Genomic DNA, 21,639 nt, shown 5'->3' with positions numbered 1-21,639 from the left:
GCCCACAACGTCACACCTTTCCATATCCCCTTTGTTTTCAGTTATCTCTGTATGTTGTCATCAAGTTGTTAGCAATCGAATGTTGGTTCCCCAACTACCTGCATTCCAAATGCTGCTATATACAGCATTAGCATACACTCCTAAAATCATATCGCGCGAACTGTCAAAACCAGCAGGCTTTGCTTCTGCTCCATAAGCAGATATAGAACCGACATTATTAGCAGGTGTAACTTCATTAAGTGCCCAGTTATCTTTAGCACTTAAATATAAAGAAGTGGCAGTGCCTGCGACTAAATCTATTTGCATTCCATAGACAGACACAGCCCCTTGGGCTGCTCCTCCCCATGCAGATGGTGTCAGCTTCCAAACAACTCCGTTTGCGTCTTTTAAAGCAAATGAAATTTGCCCTCCGTAGCTTGAACTTATACGCAAGGACCATTGACTTGACCCCGATACAGGCGCCAATGATACCGTCTTAACATTAGCGGGGATCGTTACTAAGTTTCGCACCCAAGCAGTTTGATTTGCTGGCACATTAACATCTGCATAACTTAAAGCTGGTATTGAGGCTGAATACACCCCCGTTTGAATCACCTGAATCTTAGCCGCTAACGTTGCCCATGAATCAGATGTGGATGCACTTCCGCCCTTGGCGTTAATGGCATCCACGATACCTTGTTTCGCATCAACGCCAGATTGAAAAACGTCAGGACTCCAAGCTCCCCAAATACCATTCAGCTTAATCCTTTGGTAAAGAGTGGGTTGATAAGACGTTCCGTTAAGCCTACTCGCCCTTTGTAAAACATAATTAGTGTTGATTGAATGGCGCTGTACCTCGATATACCACCATTCATTCACACTTTGAGGTGTTGGAGCGTTCCCTAAGTTGACTCCATTATATTGTCCATTTGCTGTGACAAAATCCAGATCGGCCCCATCTGATAATCTTTGACTACTACCATCATCTGCAGTAAGCTTGAACTTCTGCCATGTCTTCGCATCAACATAAGCTTTAGCGGTATCCTGAGCCGCAACCCTCGTATCCCTTACCGCCTTCTCCGTCGCAGCCACCGTCTCGGACGTTCCATCCGTCTTACTCGACAACTGCACCTTCCCTTTCTGCGTCAAAGACGCATCGGGAATATCCATCTGACTCACCGCTTCACGAAGCGTATCCAAATCCGCCTGTGACGCCACCCCTGCATCAATCTTTTCAAAAATTTCATTAATACTCTCCCGGGTCACATTCTCGTTCCCCAAGGGAAGAGGTAATTTCAATCGATCTGTTTCTTGTGGCATTACGCCCACACCTCCAGTTCATTCCACGTCAAGGACGCGGCGTCCAGTTCATCCCATGTTTTCTGCTTCTTGTCCAGATCGTCCCAGATCAGATAGCGATACTCATATTCCACGGCCATATGGGCCGGTTTCAGTTCTTCAATCGCCCGTTTGAGATCATCGATATTGGGCGGGATGCCCATCGTGTCCACAAAGCTCACCGTAAAACTCCACGCTTCCGGCTGAAAAGTTACATCCACCTTGCCCCCGGCATACGCCTCAGCCACATTCGCAACCTGCCTGCCCGAGAACTTTCCTGCCCCGCGCAGCTTCGATTCCACCACGGCACGCCGCTGTTCTACGGGTTTGAGATGATCTGTCTCAATGCCAAGCTCCTGCTCCCAGAAATCCAGGCCCCACGTCGCTGTACGGACAAAAGATTGATCCAATGTTTCATCCAGCGCCTGATACAGCATATCCATCTCGGTGCCTTTGGCCTGCATATCGGCCTGCATGACACGTGAAGTCTCATAATACCTTGGCAAATACGAGAACAACTCCCGCCCTTTCTCACTCGTCAGTCCAACATCTACAATAGAAGGAGCACTCATGCCCTGTCCCCTCCCTTCCTTGCACATCATCATGAAACGTCTCGCTCACCAGCTTTAACTCAGATCGGCGTACTTCTCCCAATCTCCCTAGGCCTCCGCACTCCCAAACTACTTTCTCATCCACCATCTGCCCAACACTACTCATGCACATCCACCTTCCCCAGCACGGCCACCTGGCTCGCGGTCATCTCGATATTCTGGTCACTCACACCGTTCACGGTAAGCTCCGAATAGTCGATAATGGGCGGAATGTCCAGCAGAATCGCGGCAATGCGGGTGTAACGAACGAGTGGATCGGCAAAAGCCAACTGCTTCAGATACGCGGTCACCCCGCGTTCGATCAATGCCCGAACATCGGCGAGTGTCGCATCACTGGCAAGCGTCAGTTTCACCTGAATATTCATCGGCACTTCCACGGCTGGCATCACGGACACCACTGGCCCCGCCGGTGCCACGCCTTCACCCTGTCCATCTTGCGTGGGGTCAACGTACTTCTGTACCGCCGCCACCAGATCGGTGCCCGCAGCACGTTTTTCCGTGTCCAACAGATACAATCCCACCGTGCCAGGGCCTTGCCATAACGGAATAACACGTGTTGCACCAACTCCCGGCACTTCACTGGCCCACTGTACATATTGTGCTTTGTTGCCACTGGTTCCTTGGTTGCGCACTTTGGCATAAAAGCGTTCCAGCAGCGCTGTATCTGCCTCAATATCTGCACCGCCTTTGATCACCACAACGTTCGTGACAGAGGTCACACCACTTACAGGTGTAGACAGCACCGTTACCGTTCCAGCAGGCACATTGCTTTCTTTTCCGGCAACAAGCGCTCGCACGCCTACCACCCCGAAGCCCTCGGCATCCAGTTCCACACGTCCCACCGTCTCATATTCGAGCGAAGCTTCAGCAGATACTTCATCCGCGAGTGTAGCCACGACCGTTCCCGCAGGCACCACTTTCCCCGGCGTACCCGCAAATTTCACCGCACCTTGTGCCGCCACCGCAGCTCGCCGCGTGATGCCGTGCTCTCCTGCCCGCAGATCCAGCTCTTCCGAACGAAAATTCGGATCACTGCTCGCAGCAGTACTTGCAAACCCGCGCCGCAGTAATTCCTGCGCCCACAAAGCTGCTTCAGACAGCATAAACGCAACCGGAGCCTCCGCATCCCACAGGAACGAACCCTCCGACTTATCCAGATCCGCGGGCAGACGATCCAGCATGCGCTGCATAATCTGTTCCTCCGTCTGGTCCTCCAAATAACGCGGAATCTCAGCCATCCCGTCAGATCACCTCACTTTCCAGAATAAACATCTCTTCCTGCACACTTGCCACCCGACACGAGAACATGCACTGCTCCCGATTCCAATCAAACGTAAACTGGTCTACCGAATCCGTGCGTGGATCAGCCAGTAACGTCTCCGTCACCATCCGGCTAATTTCACTTTCCATCACACCCCGGCTGTCACCCTGCCCCACCAGGTCCTCCAGCTCCGAACCATAGTTCCGGGAGTAAATCACATGTCTGTACCTTGGCGTTTTCACGGCCTTAATGCACCACTGCACCCAGGCTTCATGTGCATCCGCCGCGGCTACTTTGCCACTTGGGGTCAATACAAAATCCCCTGCATCGTAATCGAATCGCCAGCTCCGTCCAAAGCTTACCTCTTCCGAAGCCGCCCCCGACAGATCCTCCTCATCTCCCCATACCACACCCGTTTCCGGGAACAAACTAGGCATGCGCACTCACCACCTTACACAGCACCACAATGTCGTTACCGCCATTCACCCGCATCGCCAGCACTCGATCTCCCGCTTTTAATCCTTTACCAAGAGACCACACCGCTTCTTCCACTTCCTCTTCTTGCAAAAGAAACCGTCCCGTGCCCGTCGTTCCGCCGTTTGCCACGTCAGATATACCGGAAATCGCGCCAGTAGCCTCGCGCTCCGGCAGTCCAAGCGTGCCCGGCAATTCGGCCACGAGATAATCCTGCACTTCGTGCTTGAAATCATCCAGCTTCACGCCGGACGATGTCATCGTACCCAGTACTGCTCCCAGCCCGCTCACAGCCTGACGAGAGTGTGTACTCATCGCACCCCGCATGACGTCGGCAAAATGCCCATACGGATCATCTTTATTCAAGGTAATACCTCCTTTTCACCAGCTCAGCCGTTCCCAGCTCCAACGTCATCGTTCCAGGCCCGGCAGACAGATCACGGCTAACCGACATGACGATCAGCTTCAGTCCTTTTAACAACACCGCATCCCCGGCGCGAATCGTATTCATATCCGGTGCGGATATCGTAAAGGTCTCCTGAATACCCGTCAGATGACTTTTCGCCAGTTTTTTCGCGGCAGTTGTCGATTTCACCTGATCGTCCTCGACCAGCTTTTGCAATGTGCCCAGTTCTTCCACATTATCCTGCTCAATCGCGAGCACTTTGGAAGGGACCTCTTTACCACTCGGTGACTCCGACGCTGCCATCACTTTAACTTTGGTAACCGCCCCTTCGAGTGTGCGCATCTGGGTCAGATCAATCAGTCGATCAAGTTCATACACCTTCGCGTTACTGCCCACCTGAAAGAGCTGCAACCCGCCGGGTGTCATCCGTGGATGGTACATGTCCCCACCAGACTTGGCCGTTTCCTTCAGATCGGCAAAGATCATCGAAAAAATCGTCTGTGATCGATACACGGCTTTGCCCAGCTTGGTCTTGGTTTCCGGCAGTGCAGCGTATGGAATCTTCCACTCTTTGGCGTAGGTTTTAAGTCGTTGCGTAGCAGTCTGGTCCTTCGGAAGCAGGAACTCGTCCTCCGATTTTTCCAGATAAATCATCCGGTCGTACACCGTGAGGGACAGCCGCTTGGTGCCGCTGTTCGAGCTTTCCACCTCCCAGATGACCGCAGGATGCAGCAGATGAACCATGGTTTTTTCGCCAAAAGGAACCCCACTAATCCGCACCGCCATACCCGGTGAAATCGAAGGCAGACCGGAAGATGCAGACACCGCCAGCCGGATGTTGGCCTGATATGCAATCTGCTCGAGCGAGTCCTTCAGCGTAATCGTCTCCACCAGCTTGGTGATGTCATATTTGTCGTCGACAATAACCTTATAGGTCATGGCATCACCAGCTTTTGCCCGGGTTTGATCCGGTTCGGATCACTCCCGATGATCTTAGCGTTGAGCTTGTAGATCTCGTTCCATTTGGAACTGCTGCCCAGCTCCAGCTTTGCTATTTTGGACAGGGAGTCACCAGATTTGACAGTGTAGGTCTTGCTGGTTTTTTTCAAATCGGTACGAGAACCTGACTTGCTCCCGGATGCCGCAGAGCCCACCTTTTCCACCTTGGAATCCCGCCATGTGCGTAGGGTCAGGTCGAAATAAATATCCCCTGTCTCCCCCCCACGAAAGCTCGAATTAAGCGAAACAATAAAAACAGGCACGTTCACGCCCGTCTCTGAAATGATGAAACGCAGCGGCTTTTTGGAGATCAGAAAGGTGTTCAGCACATTCATCGCCACACGTGGATCTAGAAAAGATTTTTCATCCATGCAATAGGACGGATCAAATCTTTTGGGAAAAAAAGAAGAGAAGGTGATCTCCTTCACCTTCTCCCCTTGTGCAAAATCAAACTCGCCATGCTCCAACATATTGACCGTTTCATATCCCTTAGACCTGGAAATATTAACTTCTTCAGGGTTCACTGGGAATTGAAATGGAGTGTTGCCGTCCTTCAACGTAAATGACATTTTGTTAGGACCAACTTTATCTTCAAGTACTGACATATCTGCGGCCTCCTTTCTGCTTAGGCCATAATTGTTTTGCGATTTTGCATCGCACGGCGGAACTCGTTAGAGATCCGTTGCCCCACCTGGTGAGAAACTGCGTCATAATCAATCGCATTTTCGCGCACGGTCACCTGCACCGCACCTGGTGGAATATTGATCGCAATCTGATTGGTAGTTTCGATTTTGAAATCCTTCAAGTAACCGGACAGACTGCTCATCTGGTCTTCAGATATCTGTACCGTCATCGTGGACGATTTCCCATTCGTCTGCGCACCGTTACCAAGCGCCATCGCTTGGCTCTGCATCATGCTTGTTCCCATGAATCCAGCAGATGTAGGCTGACCGACTTTGCTGTTCATATAAGCCGTTGGGCCTGTCATGGTCAGTGCCGGTGGCATATAGGCAGGTGCCATCTGCGGGCCTGTTGCAACTGGAGACGGTGCAGCCACCGTTGCTGCCGAGACAGTCTTTTCTTCTTTTTTAGAACCAAATCCAAAGAAGCCGGATATGCCATCGGTGATTTTTTTTGTTTTCTCAGAGACATAATCGGCTGCACCCGACAAAGCATCCCCTACACCCTCGGTAGCACTAGACATAAAGTTTCCAATATCCTTCGCTTTATCTCCAATCCAGCCGCCTGCTGCACTTCCAGCCCAACCACCTACTGCACCACCAACCCATGTCCCGATGCCAGGCAAAAGAACGCTACCGATGGCGCTACCAATCGCAGTACCTGCTGTGCCGCCTATCATCGAACCCACCGCTCGGCCACGCTCTTCCGGAGGTGCTGTCGCTACATTCGCTACATCAGCAAGCATGCTGATGGGTCCAAGCAACCTTTTTGCTCCTTTGGCAAAGCCACTACTTAAATTATCCATCAATCCATTACCAGCCAGCATGTCGGTTAAAGATCCCAATCCACCATCCGCAAATCCTAATCTACCGCTTCCTCGTATTCTTCTACCGCCTCCCCTATTACGGTTGCGATCGGCTGGAGGAGTTGGAGTATCAGGTACAGGATTGGGTACTGGCGATGGGCCCCGGTTCGAACGATTACTAGACCTTCCACCACTTCGGTAATTTCGTCTTCCACGATCTGATCCACCACCATCCGCATTCGGTGAACGAACTCTACGGTTCTTGCCCATCTTTCCACCTGTGCAACAGCAGCATTTGGATGCTGGACTTCTGGTTGGATCTGGTACAGGACTTTCTTCTTTTTTCTTTTTGAATTTATCAAATATTCCCTTAACGTTATTAAATACATCAAACAAACTATTAATCTTGTCGGCAGGGTCAAAAATCCATTTATCCAACCAACTCTTAGGATCTTCTTCCTTCGTAGCATTAGTGATATTTTTGTTATTTTGAATCATGACAGCCATAGTTGGGCCAGTTGGCCCTCCTTTACCCATTGCCACTTCGATCTTCTGCCGAACCTCAAGCGATACTGTTCCCGAAGCCGTAACCATCTGGTCCCTGAAACTGTTCAGTTTCGCCCATGCGAGATCCAGTGCCGGACTCAGCTTATCAATCAACCCAATCGTTGGTGTGATTCGCAGCCTGCTGATTCGCACAGCCATACTATAAATATGCTCCAACCTGCGTCCAGTCGTTCTCAATTCATTGTTCACCTTGATCAGACTCTGATAACGAACTCTGCCCAGACGTTCGGTTGAGCGTTGGATCTGATCCAGATAACGAAGGGTTGTCCGCATTTCCGCATTGGATTTGGATAGACCTACAATCATTTCTGCCATTTTTTTCACCTCCTGCCCTATTTCGTTATCGATTCATTTGCGAAGTTATCGCTGACATTTCCTCTTCCGAGAACGCAATCAACAGCGAGCGCTCCCCGCGTGGCAAAGACCAGAACTCTCCGGGCCGGAGATGATGACGCACCCACATGTGATACAGGAACGTGGTCATCCCGCCGGAGTGAATCAGTTTTTTAGGTCTTCAATCTCCACACCGAAGCCGGACAGCTCCAGCACTTTATCACCTACGGCATCCAATTCACCAGCCAGCAACATACGACGTACCGCCTGTTCGCCACCGGATAGCTTCATACGGCCAGTAATACGGGTGTCTCCCCAGCCGGACAATTCCAGGCTGCGGACTTTTAATTTCACGGTTGCTTCAGAAATGAGCAGCGCGTTAAACGTTTCGGTGTCCACCTTTTCCTCGGTGCGGCCTTTGGTCGTTTTACGAATCGTACAGCGTTCGCGAATGTGATCTACTTTAGAAGACGTCAGTCCACGCAAGGTCAACAGCAGATCCAGACGCTGAATGCGCACATTCTCCTCTGGCAAACGTTCTGCTGCTTCAAACAACTGATCCAAAATCTGTTCTTCGGACATATTTTCATTCATACTCATCTGGCGTTATCTCCTTCTTATTTCACATATGATTTATGCCATCTTCCAAGCCTGTAGAGACAACAAAGAGACCGAGATCATCTCGGCCTACAATGATGTCATAATATATGAAGTAACTATGAAACCACGCTGGAGCAAACTAGCCCAATAACGTGTCTATTTCAAAGCTTAGTTCGCCACAATCGGATTCAGCAATTCAAATCCTTCAAACGTAAAGCCCGTTTCCTCCGGTACTTCCTCACCCGCTGTCCAGTTGGCAAGCTGGATTTTGTCCACCATGCAACCTTTCAGCAAAACACTCTCATGTCCATACGATTCAGGATCGTTCAGCTTGGAAATAATCTCGAATTTGGTGAAACCGCGCTGGATCATATCGGAAGTAACTTTGTAGCCCGTCATCGTGCCTGTTCCTTTTTTTGCGCCGTTTTTGTGCACCTTCCAGTCGTTACCGACCAGGTTCAGCTCACGCTTTTCAATCTCCACACTCGCTTCCAACTTGTTAATGTTTGTCTGCCACACACCATCGATATGCAACTGACCATGGGTACCGAGAATTACTCTTGACGCATCCAACATATATTTTCCTCCTTGGGTTCGTTGAACTAATAAATATTACACGGTATAACTCCGCAGTCAGAACAATCTTCCGATCGCTGTTATCGTATAAACCATCAGTTCAACTTATAGTAATAATTCTAGAAAAACAGTTCTTTCTTCCACACAACCTTATTGCACGTAAAATGTACCAAACAACTGCTCCATCACATCCGTCAGCTTTACATTCCATTGCAGGAATACCTGATCCGCTTCCGGTTTGAGAACTGGTGCCGCACCATAATACGCCGGATCAAGAATGACATCGTAACCGTCAGCTTCAATCACATTGCTCTGTGCGAGCAACGCCAAATAGGCCTTCATGGCACTAATCAGTGCCTGACGACCCTCTTCGGTATTGTTCACTTTACCGATATACGTATCTTCCGCGGAACGTTGCAAATCCGTGTTGATCGCGTCCAACACACGAATGGAACGGATTTTTTTCCAAGCATTATTCTGTCCAGCGGCTGGCGTTACCAGTGTGTTTACACCGCGAAGTGCTTTCACCTGACGTCCATCATGGAAGAAAATAAATACGCCATTCTGTACTGCCTGCTCCTGTTCTGCACGTGTCCAGCGACGTGTCACATCATCGAACGGAGTAGCTGCATAGGTTGTGGATTGGTTCAGACGTTGTCCTGCAATCAGTCCCGCAACATAGGCGGACGTCTCCGCGGAGCTGTAGAATGCATCTCCAAGGCGTACGCCTGTACCGACATTAATCACACCCTCATGGTTGAGCGTAAGCGAACGTGCTGCCGCTTTTTGTGCTGCTGTAGCAGAGGTATCATCTGCTGCGGAACCGCCAAATACAGCCACCACCGGTTTACCTTCACTACGCACACGTTTCACCCATGCCGCAAAACTCGCAAGCAGAGGTGCATCTGCCGCCTGATCCAAAGCCAAGACGTCGAATTGCTCCCCTTCCAGCGCACCCTGTACAGCAATGTACTCTGCATTGGTCAGGTCGCCGTTGCCACTTACGCCGCCTTTGAATGCGGCACCCGCAACGGTAGCAACCACGCCAGTACCATCGCCAATCGCCTGCGCCGTTACCCAGACATTTTGTTCATCCGCGTTAATCTCTTTTGCCAAAGAAGCTGCTGTAATATCCGCTGTCAGGAGCGCATACAACATCCGGTTACCTTCAAAGAGGCGCACTTCATGTTTCGTATTATCAATCACACCTGGCTGGATGGTGACGTAGAATCCATTTGCACGATCCCCCGGATACTTCGCATCCAGTTGCAGCACATTGGCATCACTGCTGTCCTTCAAAGTAAGCGTAGCTACTTTGGCCGCAGCACTTGCTACCCGATAAGCGAGCAACTTCTTCGGCCCACCCAACAGGGCGAGCTTCAAGGACGTATAAGCCGTACCGTTGTCCAGCACATTCGCCGCATAAATACGTTCAATCGCCGCTTCGCTCCCTACCTCAACAAAAGTCCCTACCGGACCCCAGTTGGCCTTGATTGGCACAACGACCGTCCCCCGCGTACCCGCTTGAATGGCCGAGGATGCTGCTGCCTGAAAATTCATATATAAGCCCGGAAGGACCGGACGATTTGTTTGCTCCCAAGTTCCACCTGCCATTATTCCTTCACCTTCGCTTTCATAAATTGGTTAATTCGTTCTTGCGTTTCTTCTATGGAAAACGTCTCTTGCGCCGCTTCGTACAGCGCACCGTACAGCACCTCTGCCTTAACGGCAAAGAGGGCTTCTGCATGATTCATCAGTTCAGCCCGTGTATACCGCGGGGCTGTCTGTTTACTTTTTTTCACTGAGCTTGCCATTGCCATCTCACCTCATTTGTTGGACTACTAATTTCGTGACATTGATCTTTAAGCGTAACCTATGAATTTTCGACCCTATGAACCTATGAATTTGAAGCTATAATGTTGATGCTACATCTATCATCTCAAAGCTATATTCTCAATCTAAATCATCTGGAACCACCTTTAATAGACGGTTCCTCTGGGCTCAACATCTATTCCATCCCTTTGCTATGGTGAATCTCACGAATCAAAGGCACATTTGTACCCGGACGACGAATCCGCTGCTGTAGTGTCAGACGAATCTGTCCGTTCAGATAGGCATCTGCCTGTAAATCTGCTGTGACTTCATCCACTGTGATATATCGCGTGTTACCTTCTTGCTCTTCGCCACCCGTTTCAGTGATGGCAAGACGAGATTGCACTGCAAGTTGTCGGGCCAACCGGGTAACGGTCTGGCGTGTTAGCACTGGATGATCGGTGAGCACATGCCCAATCCACTGTTGTCGTACCTCCAATGCTGAAGTGCCCGCCACAGACGTGCTGCATCCAGCCAATCGCCACAATACAGACGGCATATCGTATCCACCGGGCCAGACATCCCCATATACCGACCAGTTCGAGCCAAGCTCCTGCAGTGTCCAGCCTTGAAGCGCAGCTAACCACGCGTCGCCTGTTTTAGCGAGGACAGCTCCCGAGTCTTCGGGAACATACACCCCAAACCGGAGACTGCGTGTAAGCATGCCAGACCCTGCATCCACCCGGTCACTATCTGAAGAACCCAGATAGATACATGTGAATGCGCCACCTGATTCATCCACCAGCCTTACCTGGTGCAACCCATTGATTAGAAGGGCTGACCAAGCTTCCACTTGTTCAGCGCCACCATCTTCCGGACGAGCGTATGGTGAGATTTTAATAATCCGTCGATATCCCGCCCAGGCAGACTTCGGCACCTCTTCCGCAAACGCAACCACGGCACAAGGCCCAGCCAACACTTCGCCTGACGCAGGTGCATCCAGCACACGACCGTCCCAATCTGGAACAAGTACAGCGAGCTTCTGTTTCAGCGTTTTTTTAATGAGCGTACTCATTTTACTGGTGCTCACGGCAGTGCTAATTTCATTTCTTATAGACACATTCATTTCGCCCCCTTTGGCTGCAAGTTTGAGATCTGCCCACACGATGCAGCGACAGTGCAGCAGCAGTAGACTCCCCCTTTTAACTCAGAGTCTGTGTTCCGACCGAACCAGTACCGGGACTACATTCACCGCATCAAAAAGACCGGCCATTTGGCCGGTCTGTACATTAGCGTATGTGCTTTCGGTGTGTCCCTTGTTATTGATCCGATAATACAATCTTACACCCTTTTATCCCTAGCGCGGATGGTGTTCCGTACGACTTCGGTGCGATTAAGGGAGTCATTCGGGTGGAAAAAAGACGATTCTGGAATCATCATTTTAAAGGATACCTAAGTAAGCATTAAGATTAAGATCAATGAATTGATGAATTGATAAATTTATCCAAATATATTAATATTTCATTATCAAATTCGTTGTCGCTTACTTAAAAGAGAGAGGAATACCTATGAGTAAAACATTCAAGATCACTTCACTTGTCATCTTAGCATTTATACTCGGGATATCTTGCTGGGCCTACTTGGGACTGTTTGGTAATCCGCTTAAGATAAATGATGCTGGACAACAGATAACCACTTACCTGATTGAACAAAAAGGTTATTCACCCGAGCAGCTTATCGACGTAAAAGGTACTTACTCTTCAAAAAGTTCAGAAGCACCTTACGGTGCCTCAGTAACATTCGCGGATGAACTCGAAGCGAAGTATCAATATATCATTTTTAACAACGGCGAGATTAAGCAGTACAGTCATACCAGTGATGATCCCAAACATGAGGAGCCCATGGTGAGATAACAGTTTAGTTCAGCGTAACCTGCGGGTTCAACGTAATCTCAAATGCACGGCCCCAGATGAAATCGGGATTCGCATATTCCAACAGCGCACTGCCATACGTGGCATAGGACAATTCGTCATTACAGATCTGCTTAATCGCCACATTGCCTGTCTGGAAGGCTGTCTTATTCGCAAGCGCGGTGGTATAAGTTTGCATCAGATCACGGAGCAATGTTTGCAAATGGGCATAGTCTTCCTCTGAGTTGAACAGCAACATATTTTGATCCGAAAGGGTAGCTACGTTGGTATACAGCGCATGGGCTCGGGAATACGTGCGGATGTCCGCAATCGCTACCGCTTTGTAGTAATAATCCTTCAGGAAACGCTTAAACAACAACGAGCCATGCGCGTTCATCGCATCTCGCAACTTGTGCTCATGCTTCTCTGTTGTGATCAATGCGTACCTCGACTGCCCCATGCCTACGGCAATACCGATTTTGTTGCCCGGCGTATTCCAGGCACTGTATCCCAGAACCCGTCCGGTATATGGACTGTTTAGCAACGCTTCAGCAACATCAACATTGGCTGGCCCTTTACCCACAAAATCAATCAACACCGAAGGCAGACCTTGCTCACTATTCAGTGTCAATTGCTCCAACGCAGCCTGCACCTGATCCAGAGCAGTAATGGCGATAATCTCAATGTCGATGCCCGTGTTCTCCCCGGAATTACCTGGGTGACCCTTCGTCATACGATCCAGTTCGGAGGTCATGTCAAACGGGACAACTTGATCGGCTGCTACAGCCACTAGCTGTTCATTTTCCAAGCCAGCACCCACATCCGTCACCACATCCGGTTCAGGATATGCCGAATCCGCTACAAGCACACCACCTACAATATCCACATGACGAACCACATTCTCGTGTACATCCATGTATTCATACGTGTTAATGATGGAATTGCCGTGAGGACCAAAATATTTCACTGCGTAACGTGTCCTCGCCCCGCCTCGGAACAACTGGTTTGCCATGCGAGCAACCAAAGCGTGCCCCAGACCATCTGCATCCGGCAAGATGATAGCACGATCCGGATTTTGTCCATTGGTTCCACCCAGCCATTCATTGATCCGCGCTTCTACATATTTGATTTCATTGATCTGAACCCCCTGGGTGTTAGCATCGTCAACACCAACTGCAAGGAAATCGATATAACCTGTGCGAGCCAGTTGATCCAGAATGTACAGATTTGTTTTGAACTTATGCTGTCTTGTATTGTAATACTGTTCTTTATCAAAATAGGTCGTTGTCCCATATTCCACTCCATCCGGGGACAGGTTATAACCTTTGATAATATCCTCAAACTCGGTGTATGTCTGACGTGGCTGCTGCATCAACGCACGGGACTCATTATATGCATCAAGCGCCAAGCCATCTGCAAACGAGGTTGTAGCCAAACGCATGATGGTATCCATTACAAATACGGGTTTGCGTGGATATTTTTGCTTGATCACGCGGATCACATCCAGCAAACGCGTGGTCTCATTATCGTATTCTGGATAGGCGCCTCCTCCATCTTCGCGGAGTTGACGACTGCCAATCAGGCCGCCATATGCGAGCATATCGGATGAGATAATAAATCCGTCGACTTTGGCAGCATGTTTCAGAATAAAGTCATGAATCTTGGACGGTTTGCCATAAACCGGCGTAGAGGTGCCGAGCAGCGTTGTGCCATCTACGGTTTTCTCCGAGTCCAGACGATTCTTAATATCACTCAGGTTCGGTGTAACGATATGGATACCGGCTGCTTTCCCTTGCACAATCACATCATCCAGATTCGCTGGACGATCATCCAGTGGAACATACAATACTGTTTTCATATCACGTAGCCTCCTGTTATCTGTTTAGTCTTTAATACCCGATCAGGGCAAGGATGCAATCACCGAATTAAAAACCAGCCCCCTGGCCGGCTGTACGTTAGCGTATGAGCTGTCGGTGTGTCTTCCTTGCTGCTGATCCGATAATACCATTTTACCGCCTTTGCCCCCTCGCGCTGATGGTAATCGGGATGAGTTACGCCTGAATGTAGTCGTCTCTATGGCGGTTAAATGCCGATTTTTCGCGAGAAACTCCTATCGGTAGTCCAACCAAACCCATCCTGATGATGTTTATATGACATAAGTAGCTTTCAAATCCTACGAACAATAAAGGATGGATATGACCATGAAAAAGAGGTATTTCTTCTATCTTTGGATTGCTGTCACCAGTTATATGGCGGGCCCCGCTATGTATGCGTTGGCGATGTACATCTTATATCAGGAAACAGATGTTATAACAACATCTCTCATTGGATGGACCGCGGCAACATTCTTATCCGTTGGTATCCTGTTTATCCTGATCACAGTCATCATGCTACGAGTGTTCAACATCTATTATTTCTGGCTGCAAACCCTGCTCTTTGAGTTGTTTTTCCTTGTCCTCGTCTATATGACCACTGTCCTTCTTGGGGCTGGCAACAGGGGACTGCCCAAGCTGTCCTTTCTATTTACACCCGAAGGCATCTCTTTATGGATGTTCTGGGGGAGTATTGCACTTATGAGTTCCTGGGGAATATGGGCAGCGCGTCAGCCCGTACGAAAATCACCATACATGCTGGTGTCCAGAGTCATGCTGATCCTTTTTATCCTTGAAATTTGGCCCCGTTAAACAGGTACAGTACAGGAGCCCACAATTCGGTAGACCAGAATAATGCCTATAAGGGGTGTCCGTCATGACGGACACCCCTTCTGAAATGTATGTTTTATCTCACGCGATGATATAACGAAAGTTCTCCCATGTTTCCGGTACAGGCTCCCCGTTCTTGGCATGATGATAGAAGCTGAACGGGAATTTAAATACATGACCTCCGTTCCAGTCACGGGAACGTCTGTCGGTGAGCCAATATTCCAATTCATGAGGTAGCGCCACTGATCGTTCCGCTCGTTCCAGTGGCAGCAGGTCTACGGGTGATTGCAATGTCGGCATCTCCTGTTCAATATCCACATCTCGGCTTAAGCGTAGTGCCTTCACCATGGTAAGGAAAGGCGGAATGCCTTTGTGGAATAATGCCGGATAACCCAGTTCATATAATATGTTAAGCGCATGTCCGTAGGTGAGCATATGACCAATCAGGTCATGATGCGCTTCCGCGTGATATATGGTCTGGAACGCACCAAGCTCATCCAGAATCAGACGTGACAACTGAACTGGATCTTCAATCTCTGGGAAACCATCGCTTTTTTCCGGCTTAAGACTGCGAATTTCTTTCATCGTTGTGTTCATCCAGGATCTTCCCGGGATGGTTCGATCGAATGAATCGATCAGTTCAACCAGCCGACCAATATCCTCCGCAGTACCCCATCCATCCAGTTCACGAATGGCTTTCAGGCTGATTGCCCCGTAGATGGCCTGGTGTCCAACCCAGTGCAGCTCTCCAATCGTTCGATCCAATGCGTCCGTAATACGCGCTTCGGCATCTTCCCTGGGCATCATTTCACCAACCGGAGAGGTCTGACCAGGGCTGATTCCATGCTGGCGAAGCATGGCTTTTGCTTCGGCCGTAACACTGCCGGCGGCAAGGGCAGTGAGACGATTTTCCCGTACCCAAAAATATGCCGCAATCGCACCCGCCCCATAATGGGCGTGCCACAGATCTCCTGTACGTTCCCGACTGGAAACGATAATCGCTAGTCCATCTTCCAACAAACGTCGATCCAAGCTTGCCACCACCCTTCATCATATGTAAGCCCATCAGAGAAACTACCTTGGAATGAATAAATAAAGCGTTTACTTCTATAACATGATGGAAATGCTCCACATATGCCCGTTTTGCCCCGGAATGCAAAGTTTAGCCAATTCGAAGCTTGCCCACCCCACGGATGGATACTTCCAGCGGATAAATCTCTGCTTTTTGCGTAGAGAAAAACCACGTCCGATCCTTCTTCACCACAATAAATAAACCATGTACATCTCCTACAGGAGCAAAGGTATCACTAACCTCACCCCAGCGCGAGAGTCCAATCCGCTGAAGCTCATTCACCGTAGACAGAACATCCTCCGTCACTAGGCCAATCTCACACACCTGTAATATATCTTGAGTCGAGAAGTCATGGTCACTCTCGTTTTGAATACGATGATGAGCAATCAACTCGATAATATTGCCTGCCGGATCTTCGAAATAGAGAGAATGAGAGTTCCAGTTAGTAGAGTACGTCTCATCCCGATCTCCTTGTCTGCTTAAAACAACACGTGATGCAGCCCACTGCTTCGCTTCCTTGAACCGATTCGTCGGAATCGACCAAGCCACATGATAAAAGGGCTCACGATCTGTTTCACACGGTTTGAAAATCATCTTTGTCCTTCCAACCTGCAGGTTGAAGGCCTGATCCGTCGCATTGGACACCTCCATTCCCAACGTAACGCTATAAAATTGCTTGAGGTCCTCCAGCCGTGTTGTATATAACCGTAATTCTTCAATCATCATATGTTCTTCTCCTGCATCTCCTCCCACTGACTCCACGGCACCATGCCAAGTTCAGGCTTCGCTTCATCCGGGAGCATGGCGATGAATTCAAGCAAATGACCATCCGGATCGTTAAAATATACAGATACCGCAGGCATCCAGCCGAAGACGTACAGTTCTCCGATATCATCATTCAAGAAGTTCTGTGTCTTGATTCCTTTGTTCTCCAGGTGAGCCACCGCATGTTTCATATCCTCCAGAGATACATGAAAAGCAAAGTGCTGACGTTTCACCTCGGAAGGATCCTTTTGCCACAATCCCAGCATGGCATTGCCTTTTCCACCAATCCAGTAGAAGGAGTTTCCACGTTCTTTCTGCCCGTAGGCATGAGGTAAACCAAGGACCGTTTCATAGAAGTGATGGGATCTCTCCAGATCCGTCACGTTTAGATGTGTTTCAAATATGCCTGTAATCATCATGCTCAACCTCTTTTCCTTTTCCGATTTTTCATCTTCCTTCGTTCTCAACTCATGGTTGAATTCCGCGCATTCGTTAACGTCTGGGCCAGATTTAAAAACGATCCAATGACCCGCTGCACCCGGTCCTCTATATCCTGACTGCCTTCGTACTCCTCGTATCCGTCAAATGTCGCTTCGAATCGTCTGCGCTGCGCACCCCCAATAGATATCCACTCTTGGGCATTGATACCATGCAGATTGCGAACAATCGCTTGCAGTTGTAAAAGCGAACTTACCCCCACCGCTCCGCCAGAGGAGCTGATGGACAGGACGGGCTTGCCGCTGAAATGAGCCTGACTCAGGTGGTCCAGTGCATTTTTGAGCACACCGCTAATACTGCCGTGATACTCTGGTGTAGACAGGATGATTGCATCAGCCGCGAGCATACGTGTATTCAGGTCTGCCAGATGTTCATGATCCGCTTGTTTTTCATCTGGCGCGTAGAATGGAAGTGGTGTCTGATACAGATCAAACAGGCTGGCCTGATGTCCCTGACCTCGAATAATCTCCACAGCATACTCTCCCAGACGTGTACTGGTTGCATTGTTCCGATTGCTTCCTGCCAAAATAACAATATTCATTCATGTCACTCTCCTTGGTTTTTAATAATTCAAACTCTCATGTTTCAACCGATCTGTTATTTCTACTCTTATCTTACCTTTCTTTTGCATCCAAATCGTCAGCAGATAGACTTAACTTGAAATACCAAAAAACTCAACCTTTAGGTTGAGTTTATACGACTTAAGTATGAAGATATGTCGGAATTGGTCAGACGACCCAGCCATTTCTTACGGCATGAAGAGCCGCTTGTGTCCGATCCGCCAGCCCCAGTTTGTCGAGCAGATGACTGACATGGGTTTTGACCGTTTTTTCGGTGATGACCAATTGGACTGCAATTTCCTTGTTGCTCAATCCTTGAGCAATCAGCCCCAGAACCTCTTGTTCACGGCGAGTGAGCATATCCGGACCACCAAGGGATGTTTCATTTGATTTTCCAACCTGCTTTGGCTCCTGATGTTGACTGTCTGCTGACTGATCTGTCGGTATATACTGTGGTTGCTGTTCATTTATAGACCAATCGGATGAAGCCATCACATGCATCAATTGACCTGCTGCGGCGGGATGCAATTCTACCTGACCTGCATGCACATTGCGAATGGCCACAGCCAGATCCTCCGGTTCAATATCCTTGAGTAGATATCCTTTCACCCCTGCACGCACAGCAGGAACCACATGATCCTGATCGGAAAACGATGTGAGCACAATGATTCGCGTTGCTGGCAATAACGTGCGCAGCCGTCTGGCTGTTTCAATTCCGTCCATGACCGGCATATGCAGATCCATTAATACCACGTCAGGTTTTAACGCTTCCGCCTGCGCCAGTGCTTCCTGTCCGTTCGATGCTTCACCGACAACCTCCATGTCTTGCTGTGTGGTCAAAAAAACGTGCAAACCTCTTCTCACCATCGCATGATCATCTGCGAGCAAAATTGTAATCGGCATCTCTTCTTCCCCCTGACTTTATACAGATTCGAACGGAAGTGGAATGACTGCCGTTACTGTTGTTCCCTTGCGGGGAGAACTCACTACTTCTAAGCTGCCCCCGAGCGATTGAGCCCGTTCCTTCATAATGGACAGGCCAAGGGAGCTTCCAGACGAGGCTTTTGGCCTTTCCGTACCACCTTTTCCCTGATCTGTGACGGTGAGCACCACTTCATGATCACTTAACTTGAGGGTGACCTCAGCAGAAGGAACATCCGCGTGTTTCCGTACATTATTCAGCGCTTCCTGTCCGATTCGCCACAATGCTTCTTCTATATTACGCGGTAAAGACCTCATTCCCGTCCGATTCATCACCACTTGAAGACCCTGGCTGGTGCCGTATTCCTGTAGCGCATGGAGCAGCCCTGCTTCCAGTCCCGCGGGACGGAGCTGCATAATCAATGCGCGCATTTCCTTGAGCGCCTCCTGAGACAAAGCCCGAATATCCTTCATCGCTTCCGCTGCCGGGTGCAACTGCTCAGAGCCGGATAACATACTTTCCGCGCCTTTAGCAGTTAACGATAGTGAAAATAAAATCTGATTAACCGAATCATGCAGATCGCGAGCCAAACGGTTTCTCTCTTCCATTCGTGCAAGTTCGCGGCGATTCTCCGCCAGCTTCAGACTCTCCCATGAGGCAGCAATATGTTCGGCCAATGCCTCCAGCACTTCACGGTCCGCCTGCAGTGGACCTGATGTTCCTATTCCGATCACCAGAATTCCCATTTCCCCTGGCGTATGGTATGGAAGGGGAGCCGCAATTCCCGAGGCAATGGAATTCATAACCTGTTCAGACTTGCACAAGGTAAATATCTCAGCGATCTCTGTCCCAGACAGAGATGTAGCACGATGACTATTAATTACATGGTTAATGTGGCCCGTCACTTCTGAAGATAACGGAGTACTTGATAACGTTCGAACCTTATCATCCGCATAGGCTGCCTGCAAGACGAACATTCCGTTTTTCTGCTGAATAATTGTAGCAAAAGGCCAATCATAATGCTGCCCAAGCAGCTGTACAACTTTTAAAGAAAAAGCATCAGAATTGCTGCATTCGTTCACTGCAAGACCCAAGGCTGTGCTGAACTCCCCCAGCTTGGCATACAGATCAGCTCGTCGCTGCTCCGCGCGATACAATCTCATCCGCTCTACCGCACTACCAATCTGGTACGCCACGCCCTGTAACAGCGCCAGTTCACTGTCACTGAAATGTTCCTTGGCTGGCGCAGCCACGTTGAGCAGGCCGAGCATCTTCTCACCTGACCTTAACGGGACGGTTGCATGGTGGGTAATATCATGGGTATCTCCCCATTGGAATTCCACCGCATCCTCCAGCCGTTTACAGTTAATGATGTTGACCGCATGATTGAGTTCACCGTCCTTAAAGCGGTTCACACACCAGCAGGTCCCCGTTCGCATTGGCTCCTTATCTTTACGCAGTAATGCCGGGGGCAGATTATAATCCGAAACACAGGTATAGTCTCCACGTTCATTAATCAGAAACATCCAACCTGCCGTTAATCCGGTCAACTCCAGTAATTTGCCGACCACGGTATCCAGCATTAAGTTCAGATCATTGGAGGTATTGAGCGTTTCCGCGATTGTCTTCAACGTGACCATTTCCTGCATTCCGACTTCTTCCGACATGGCAGACTTCTCTCCTTTGGCTGATGCCAACTGTGGTTTGTTCAACTATTGTAACCAATCCACCTTGGATATTAAAGGATCAACTTCTTCAATCGCTCACTCAGCCCAGCTTCTGTCGCTCTTTGCGGGACACAGACAAAGGCTCCATATTAATCAGACCTCGATCTGACAGAGCCAGTGCCATTTTGTAGAAAGCACGTGTACGAATCTTCGTGTACGTATCCTTGCTGACAGGTGGATCAAACACATGATTATACACTTTATAGTCAAACACATCATCGTCTTTCAGATATCGTTCACAGACGAGTATACGTTCCTTTTCACTCAGCCGGGATACAACAAAATCAATCGTATCGCAATATGCCTGACGCGCGCGCTGCACGTCCACATTGTAGATCGCCGTTCTCGCCGTGGAATCCCCCGTCACATTGGTTGCACCGTGGAAACGCTCGGCATAACTTGCCGTCACCATAACCTCTCGTTCTTCAAATGCAATCGTTTTATAGATTCGGTATTTTTCCAGCGCAGCTTCAACAGCCGTTTGCGTTTTGCGTCGGTCCAATTCGGGCAGCATCAATTCCATATTTATCTTCCTCCTTTAGTGTTCTTTACTCCATTCATATCTCTCACTCTATCGTTCACGTCATGTTGTTTTGCAATCGTACTTTGCACGATGGCAAAACACTCTTATTCATAGAGTTGTCCAGTTTCCTAAATAAATAACGACATGTCTCCAATTTCCCCCTGTTGCCTTTTGGAATCACTCCAAATCGGTATAATCCGGGGAATTTCCTTCTTCAAGGGTCATTTTTTAAACTCCAACCTGTGGCAATGTTACATTTTGTTCGTATAGTGTTCGTATTTCTATTTGAGGATACCACTTTCTGGAGATCGGAGTAAACCTTCATTTTGGTTCGTTTTGACGATAAAATAAAACCTTCGCTCTCATTTCCTATGCCTTTTGGCATAATTGTTTCATATCTCTTTACCTAATGGTATATATACGTTATAGTACTGTTTAATTAATGAACTTCCGTATAAGTCATTTGATTTTTATAAAGAAGCCACCGAGATTTTTCGGGAAGGGACTTGGGTGTGTAT

At 49.0% G+C, this 21,639-nt stretch carries 23 protein-coding genes; 2 read left to right on the top strand and 21 right to left on the bottom strand.

What is annotated here, in order from left to right:
* Window positions 1-60: 60 nt before the first annotated feature.
* The 13 genes from J2X75_RS17455 to J2X75_RS17395 form a co-directional block, all read right to left on the bottom strand.
* On the bottom strand, window positions 61-1,299 hold the full coding sequence (locus tag J2X75_RS17455; RefSeq protein ID WP_310338273.1) for a pyocin knob domain-containing protein: 1,239 nt from the start codon (window positions 1,297-1,299) through the stop codon (window positions 61-63).
* Window positions 1,299-1,889, bottom strand: coding sequence for a YmfQ family protein (locus tag J2X75_RS17450; protein WP_310338269.1), 591 nt, complete (start codon window positions 1,887-1,889; stop codon window positions 1,299-1,301). The genes J2X75_RS17455 and J2X75_RS17450 overlap by 1 nt, the downstream gene beginning before the upstream one ends.
* Before the next feature lie 137 nt (window positions 1,890-2,026).
* On the bottom strand, window positions 2,027-3,166 hold the full coding sequence (locus tag J2X75_RS17445; RefSeq protein ID WP_310338266.1) for a baseplate J/gp47 family protein: 1,140 nt from the start codon (window positions 3,164-3,166) through the stop codon (window positions 2,027-2,029).
* 4 nt (window positions 3,167-3,170) lie between these two features.
* Complete coding sequence (locus tag J2X75_RS17440; protein WP_310338264.1) at window positions 3,171-3,626, bottom strand: DUF2634 domain-containing protein; 456 nt, start codon at window positions 3,624-3,626, stop codon at window positions 3,171-3,173.
* A complete protein-coding gene (locus tag J2X75_RS17435) occupies window positions 3,619-4,029 on the bottom strand; it encodes a hypothetical protein (protein ID WP_145146389.1) in 411 nt (136 codons plus the stop codon). Before J2X75_RS17435 ends, J2X75_RS17440 begins: the two co-directional genes overlap by 8 nt.
* A complete protein-coding gene (locus tag J2X75_RS17430; RefSeq protein WP_310338261.1) occupies window positions 4,022-5,008 on the bottom strand; it encodes an XkdQ/YqbQ family protein in 987 nt (328 codons plus the stop codon). Before J2X75_RS17430 ends, J2X75_RS17435 begins: the two co-directional genes overlap by 8 nt.
* Entirely contained in the window at window positions 5,005-5,637 is a 633-nt protein-coding gene (locus tag J2X75_RS17425; protein WP_253509411.1) for a LysM peptidoglycan-binding domain-containing protein, read from the bottom strand. Before J2X75_RS17425 ends, J2X75_RS17430 begins: the two co-directional genes overlap by 4 nt.
* A gap of 56 nt (window positions 5,638-5,693) precedes the next feature.
* On the bottom strand, window positions 5,694-7,436 hold the full coding sequence (locus tag J2X75_RS17420) for a hypothetical protein (RefSeq protein ID WP_310338259.1): 1,743 nt from the start codon (window positions 7,434-7,436) through the stop codon (window positions 5,694-5,696).
* A 183-nt stretch (window positions 7,437-7,619) separates the two neighbouring features.
* A complete protein-coding gene (locus J2X75_RS17415) occupies window positions 7,620-8,054 on the bottom strand; it encodes a phage tail assembly chaperone (RefSeq protein ID WP_017690174.1) in 435 nt (144 codons plus the stop codon).
* Window positions 8,055-8,222: 168 nt separating this feature from the next.
* Window positions 8,223-8,630, bottom strand: a complete 408-nt coding sequence (locus J2X75_RS17410) for a phage tail tube protein (protein ID WP_124117078.1) — start codon at window positions 8,628-8,630, stop codon at window positions 8,223-8,225.
* Window positions 8,631-8,780: 150 nt separating this feature from the next.
* Window positions 8,781-10,244, bottom strand: a complete 1,464-nt coding sequence (locus J2X75_RS17405) for a phage tail sheath subtilisin-like domain-containing protein (protein ID WP_310338252.1) — start codon at window positions 10,242-10,244, stop codon at window positions 8,781-8,783.
* A complete protein-coding gene (locus J2X75_RS17400) occupies window positions 10,244-10,444 on the bottom strand; it encodes a YqzN/YkzM domain-containing protein (RefSeq protein WP_310338249.1) in 201 nt (66 codons plus the stop codon). The genes J2X75_RS17405 and J2X75_RS17400 overlap by 1 nt, the downstream gene beginning before the upstream one ends.
* A 194-nt stretch (window positions 10,445-10,638) precedes the next feature.
* Entirely contained in the window at window positions 10,639-11,562 is a 924-nt protein-coding gene (locus J2X75_RS17395; RefSeq protein ID WP_310338246.1) for a hypothetical protein, read from the bottom strand.
* 448 nt (window positions 11,563-12,010) lie between these two features.
* On the opposite strand from J2X75_RS17395, the gene J2X75_RS17390 reads away from it, so the two are divergent.
* A complete protein-coding gene (locus J2X75_RS17390; RefSeq protein ID WP_310338243.1) occupies window positions 12,011-12,355 on the top strand; it encodes a DUF3139 domain-containing protein in 345 nt (114 codons plus the stop codon).
* Window positions 12,356-12,359: 4 nt separating this feature from the next.
* On the opposite strand, the gene J2X75_RS17385 is transcribed toward J2X75_RS17390, so the two are convergent.
* Window positions 12,360-14,210 (bottom strand): DUF4127 family protein, encoded by a 1,851-nt coding sequence (locus J2X75_RS17385; protein ID WP_310338239.1) that lies wholly within the window; start codon window positions 14,208-14,210, stop codon window positions 12,360-12,362.
* A gap of 343 nt (window positions 14,211-14,553) precedes the next feature.
* On the opposite strand from J2X75_RS17385, the gene J2X75_RS17380 reads away from it, so the two are divergent.
* On the top strand, window positions 14,554-15,036 hold the full coding sequence (locus J2X75_RS17380) for a hypothetical protein (protein WP_091015510.1): 483 nt from the start codon (window positions 14,554-14,556) through the stop codon (window positions 15,034-15,036).
* Between the two features lie 99 nt (window positions 15,037-15,135).
* Here the strand turns inward: J2X75_RS17380 and J2X75_RS17375 are convergent, their stop codons facing one another.
* The 7 genes from J2X75_RS17375 to J2X75_RS17345 form a co-directional block, all read right to left on the bottom strand.
* On the bottom strand, window positions 15,136-16,095 hold the full coding sequence (locus J2X75_RS17375) for a hypothetical protein (RefSeq protein ID WP_310338235.1): 960 nt from the start codon (window positions 16,093-16,095) through the stop codon (window positions 15,136-15,138).
* A gap of 121 nt (window positions 16,096-16,216) precedes the next feature.
* The gene (locus J2X75_RS17370) at window positions 16,217-16,852 is read right to left on the bottom strand and encodes a VOC family protein (RefSeq protein ID WP_310338232.1); all 636 of its coding nucleotides are present in this window, start codon (window positions 16,850-16,852) and stop codon (window positions 16,217-16,219) included.
* Window positions 16,849-17,310, bottom strand: coding sequence for a VOC family protein (locus J2X75_RS17365; protein WP_310338229.1), 462 nt, complete (start codon window positions 17,308-17,310; stop codon window positions 16,849-16,851). The genes J2X75_RS17370 and J2X75_RS17365 overlap by 4 nt, the downstream gene beginning before the upstream one ends.
* A 44-nt stretch (window positions 17,311-17,354) precedes the next feature.
* The gene (locus J2X75_RS17360) at window positions 17,355-17,930 is read right to left on the bottom strand and encodes an NADPH-dependent FMN reductase (protein ID WP_036611439.1); all 576 of its coding nucleotides are present in this window, start codon (window positions 17,928-17,930) and stop codon (window positions 17,355-17,357) included.
* A 187-nt stretch (window positions 17,931-18,117) separates the two neighbouring features.
* Window positions 18,118-18,852: a response regulator gene (locus J2X75_RS17355; RefSeq protein WP_310338225.1), complete on the bottom strand. Its 735-nt coding sequence runs from the start codon at window positions 18,850-18,852 to the stop codon at window positions 18,118-18,120.
* An 18-nt stretch (window positions 18,853-18,870) separates the two neighbouring features.
* Window positions 18,871-20,583: a GAF domain-containing sensor histidine kinase gene (locus J2X75_RS17350; protein WP_310338222.1), complete on the bottom strand. Its 1,713-nt coding sequence runs from the start codon at window positions 20,581-20,583 to the stop codon at window positions 18,871-18,873.
* 55 nt (window positions 20,584-20,638) lie between these two features.
* A complete protein-coding gene (locus J2X75_RS17345) occupies window positions 20,639-21,121 on the bottom strand; it encodes an ArpU family phage packaging/lysis transcriptional regulator (RefSeq protein WP_310338220.1) in 483 nt (160 codons plus the stop codon).
* Between the last annotated feature and the right edge of the window lie 518 nt (window positions 21,122-21,639).

The organism is Paenibacillus sp. 2003, from assembly GCF_031455635.1.
GTDB lineage: Bacteria > Bacillota > Bacilli > Paenibacillales > Paenibacillaceae > Paenibacillus > Paenibacillus amylolyticus_B.
Note: the sequence above shows the minus strand (reverse complement) of the source record. Positions and strands in the feature narration are given on the sequence as shown.

Bases quoted from the DNA above. Each gene is read 5' to 3' on its own strand.
- J2X75_RS17390 (WP_310338243.1), top strand. From the start codon at position 12,011: ATGAGTAAAACATTCAAGATCACTTCACTTGTCATCTTAGCATTTATA.
- J2X75_RS17445 (WP_310338266.1), bottom strand. From the start codon at position 3,166: ATGGCTGAGATTCCGCGTTATTTGGAGGACCAGACGGAGGAACAGATT.
- J2X75_RS17385 (WP_310338239.1), bottom strand. From the start codon at position 14,210: ATGAAAACAGTATTGTATGTTCCACTGGATGATCGTCCAGCGAATCTG.
- J2X75_RS17355 (WP_310338225.1), bottom strand. From the start codon at position 18,852: ATGCCGATTACAATTTTGCTCGCAGATGATCATGCGATGGTGAGAAGA.
- J2X75_RS17405 (WP_310338252.1), bottom strand. From the start codon at position 10,244: ATGGCAGGTGGAACTTGGGAGCAAACAAATCGTCCGGTCCTTCCGGGC.
- J2X75_RS17360 (WP_036611439.1), bottom strand. From the start codon at position 17,930: ATGAATATTGTTATTTTGGCAGGAAGCAATCGGAACAATGCAACCAGT.
- J2X75_RS17345 (WP_310338220.1), bottom strand. From the start codon at position 21,121: ATGGAATTGATGCTGCCCGAATTGGACCGACGCAAAACGCAAACGGCT.
- J2X75_RS17420 (WP_310338259.1), bottom strand. From the start codon at position 7,436: ATGGCAGAAATGATTGTAGGTCTATCCAAATCCAATGCGGAAATGCGG.
- J2X75_RS17380 (WP_091015510.1), top strand. From the start codon at position 14,554: ATGAAAAAGAGGTATTTCTTCTATCTTTGGATTGCTGTCACCAGTTAT.
- J2X75_RS17455 (WP_310338273.1), bottom strand. From the start codon at position 1,299: ATGCCACAAGAAACAGATCGATTGAAATTACCTCTTCCCTTGGGGAAC.
- J2X75_RS17370 (WP_310338232.1), bottom strand. From the start codon at position 16,852: ATGATGATTGAAGAATTACGGTTATATACAACACGGCTGGAGGACCTC.
- J2X75_RS17440 (WP_310338264.1), bottom strand. From the start codon at position 3,626: ATGCCTAGTTTGTTCCCGGAAACGGGTGTGGTATGGGGAGATGAGGAG.
- J2X75_RS17365 (WP_310338229.1), bottom strand. From the start codon at position 17,310: ATGATGATTACAGGCATATTTGAAACACATCTAAACGTGACGGATCTG.
- J2X75_RS17400 (WP_310338249.1), bottom strand. From the start codon at position 10,444: ATGGCAAGCTCAGTGAAAAAAAGTAAACAGACAGCCCCGCGGTATACA.
- J2X75_RS17430 (WP_310338261.1), bottom strand. From the start codon at position 5,008: ATGACCTATAAGGTTATTGTCGACGACAAATATGACATCACCAAGCTG.
- J2X75_RS17425 (WP_253509411.1), bottom strand. From the start codon at position 5,637: ATGTCATTTACGTTGAAGGACGGCAACACTCCATTTCAATTCCCAGTG.
- J2X75_RS17410 (WP_124117078.1), bottom strand. From the start codon at position 8,630: ATGTTGGATGCGTCAAGAGTAATTCTCGGTACCCATGGTCAGTTGCAT.
- J2X75_RS17450 (WP_310338269.1), bottom strand. From the start codon at position 1,889: ATGAGTGCTCCTTCTATTGTAGATGTTGGACTGACGAGTGAGAAAGGG.
- J2X75_RS17415 (WP_017690174.1), bottom strand. From the start codon at position 8,054: ATGAGTATGAATGAAAATATGTCCGAAGAACAGATTTTGGATCAGTTG.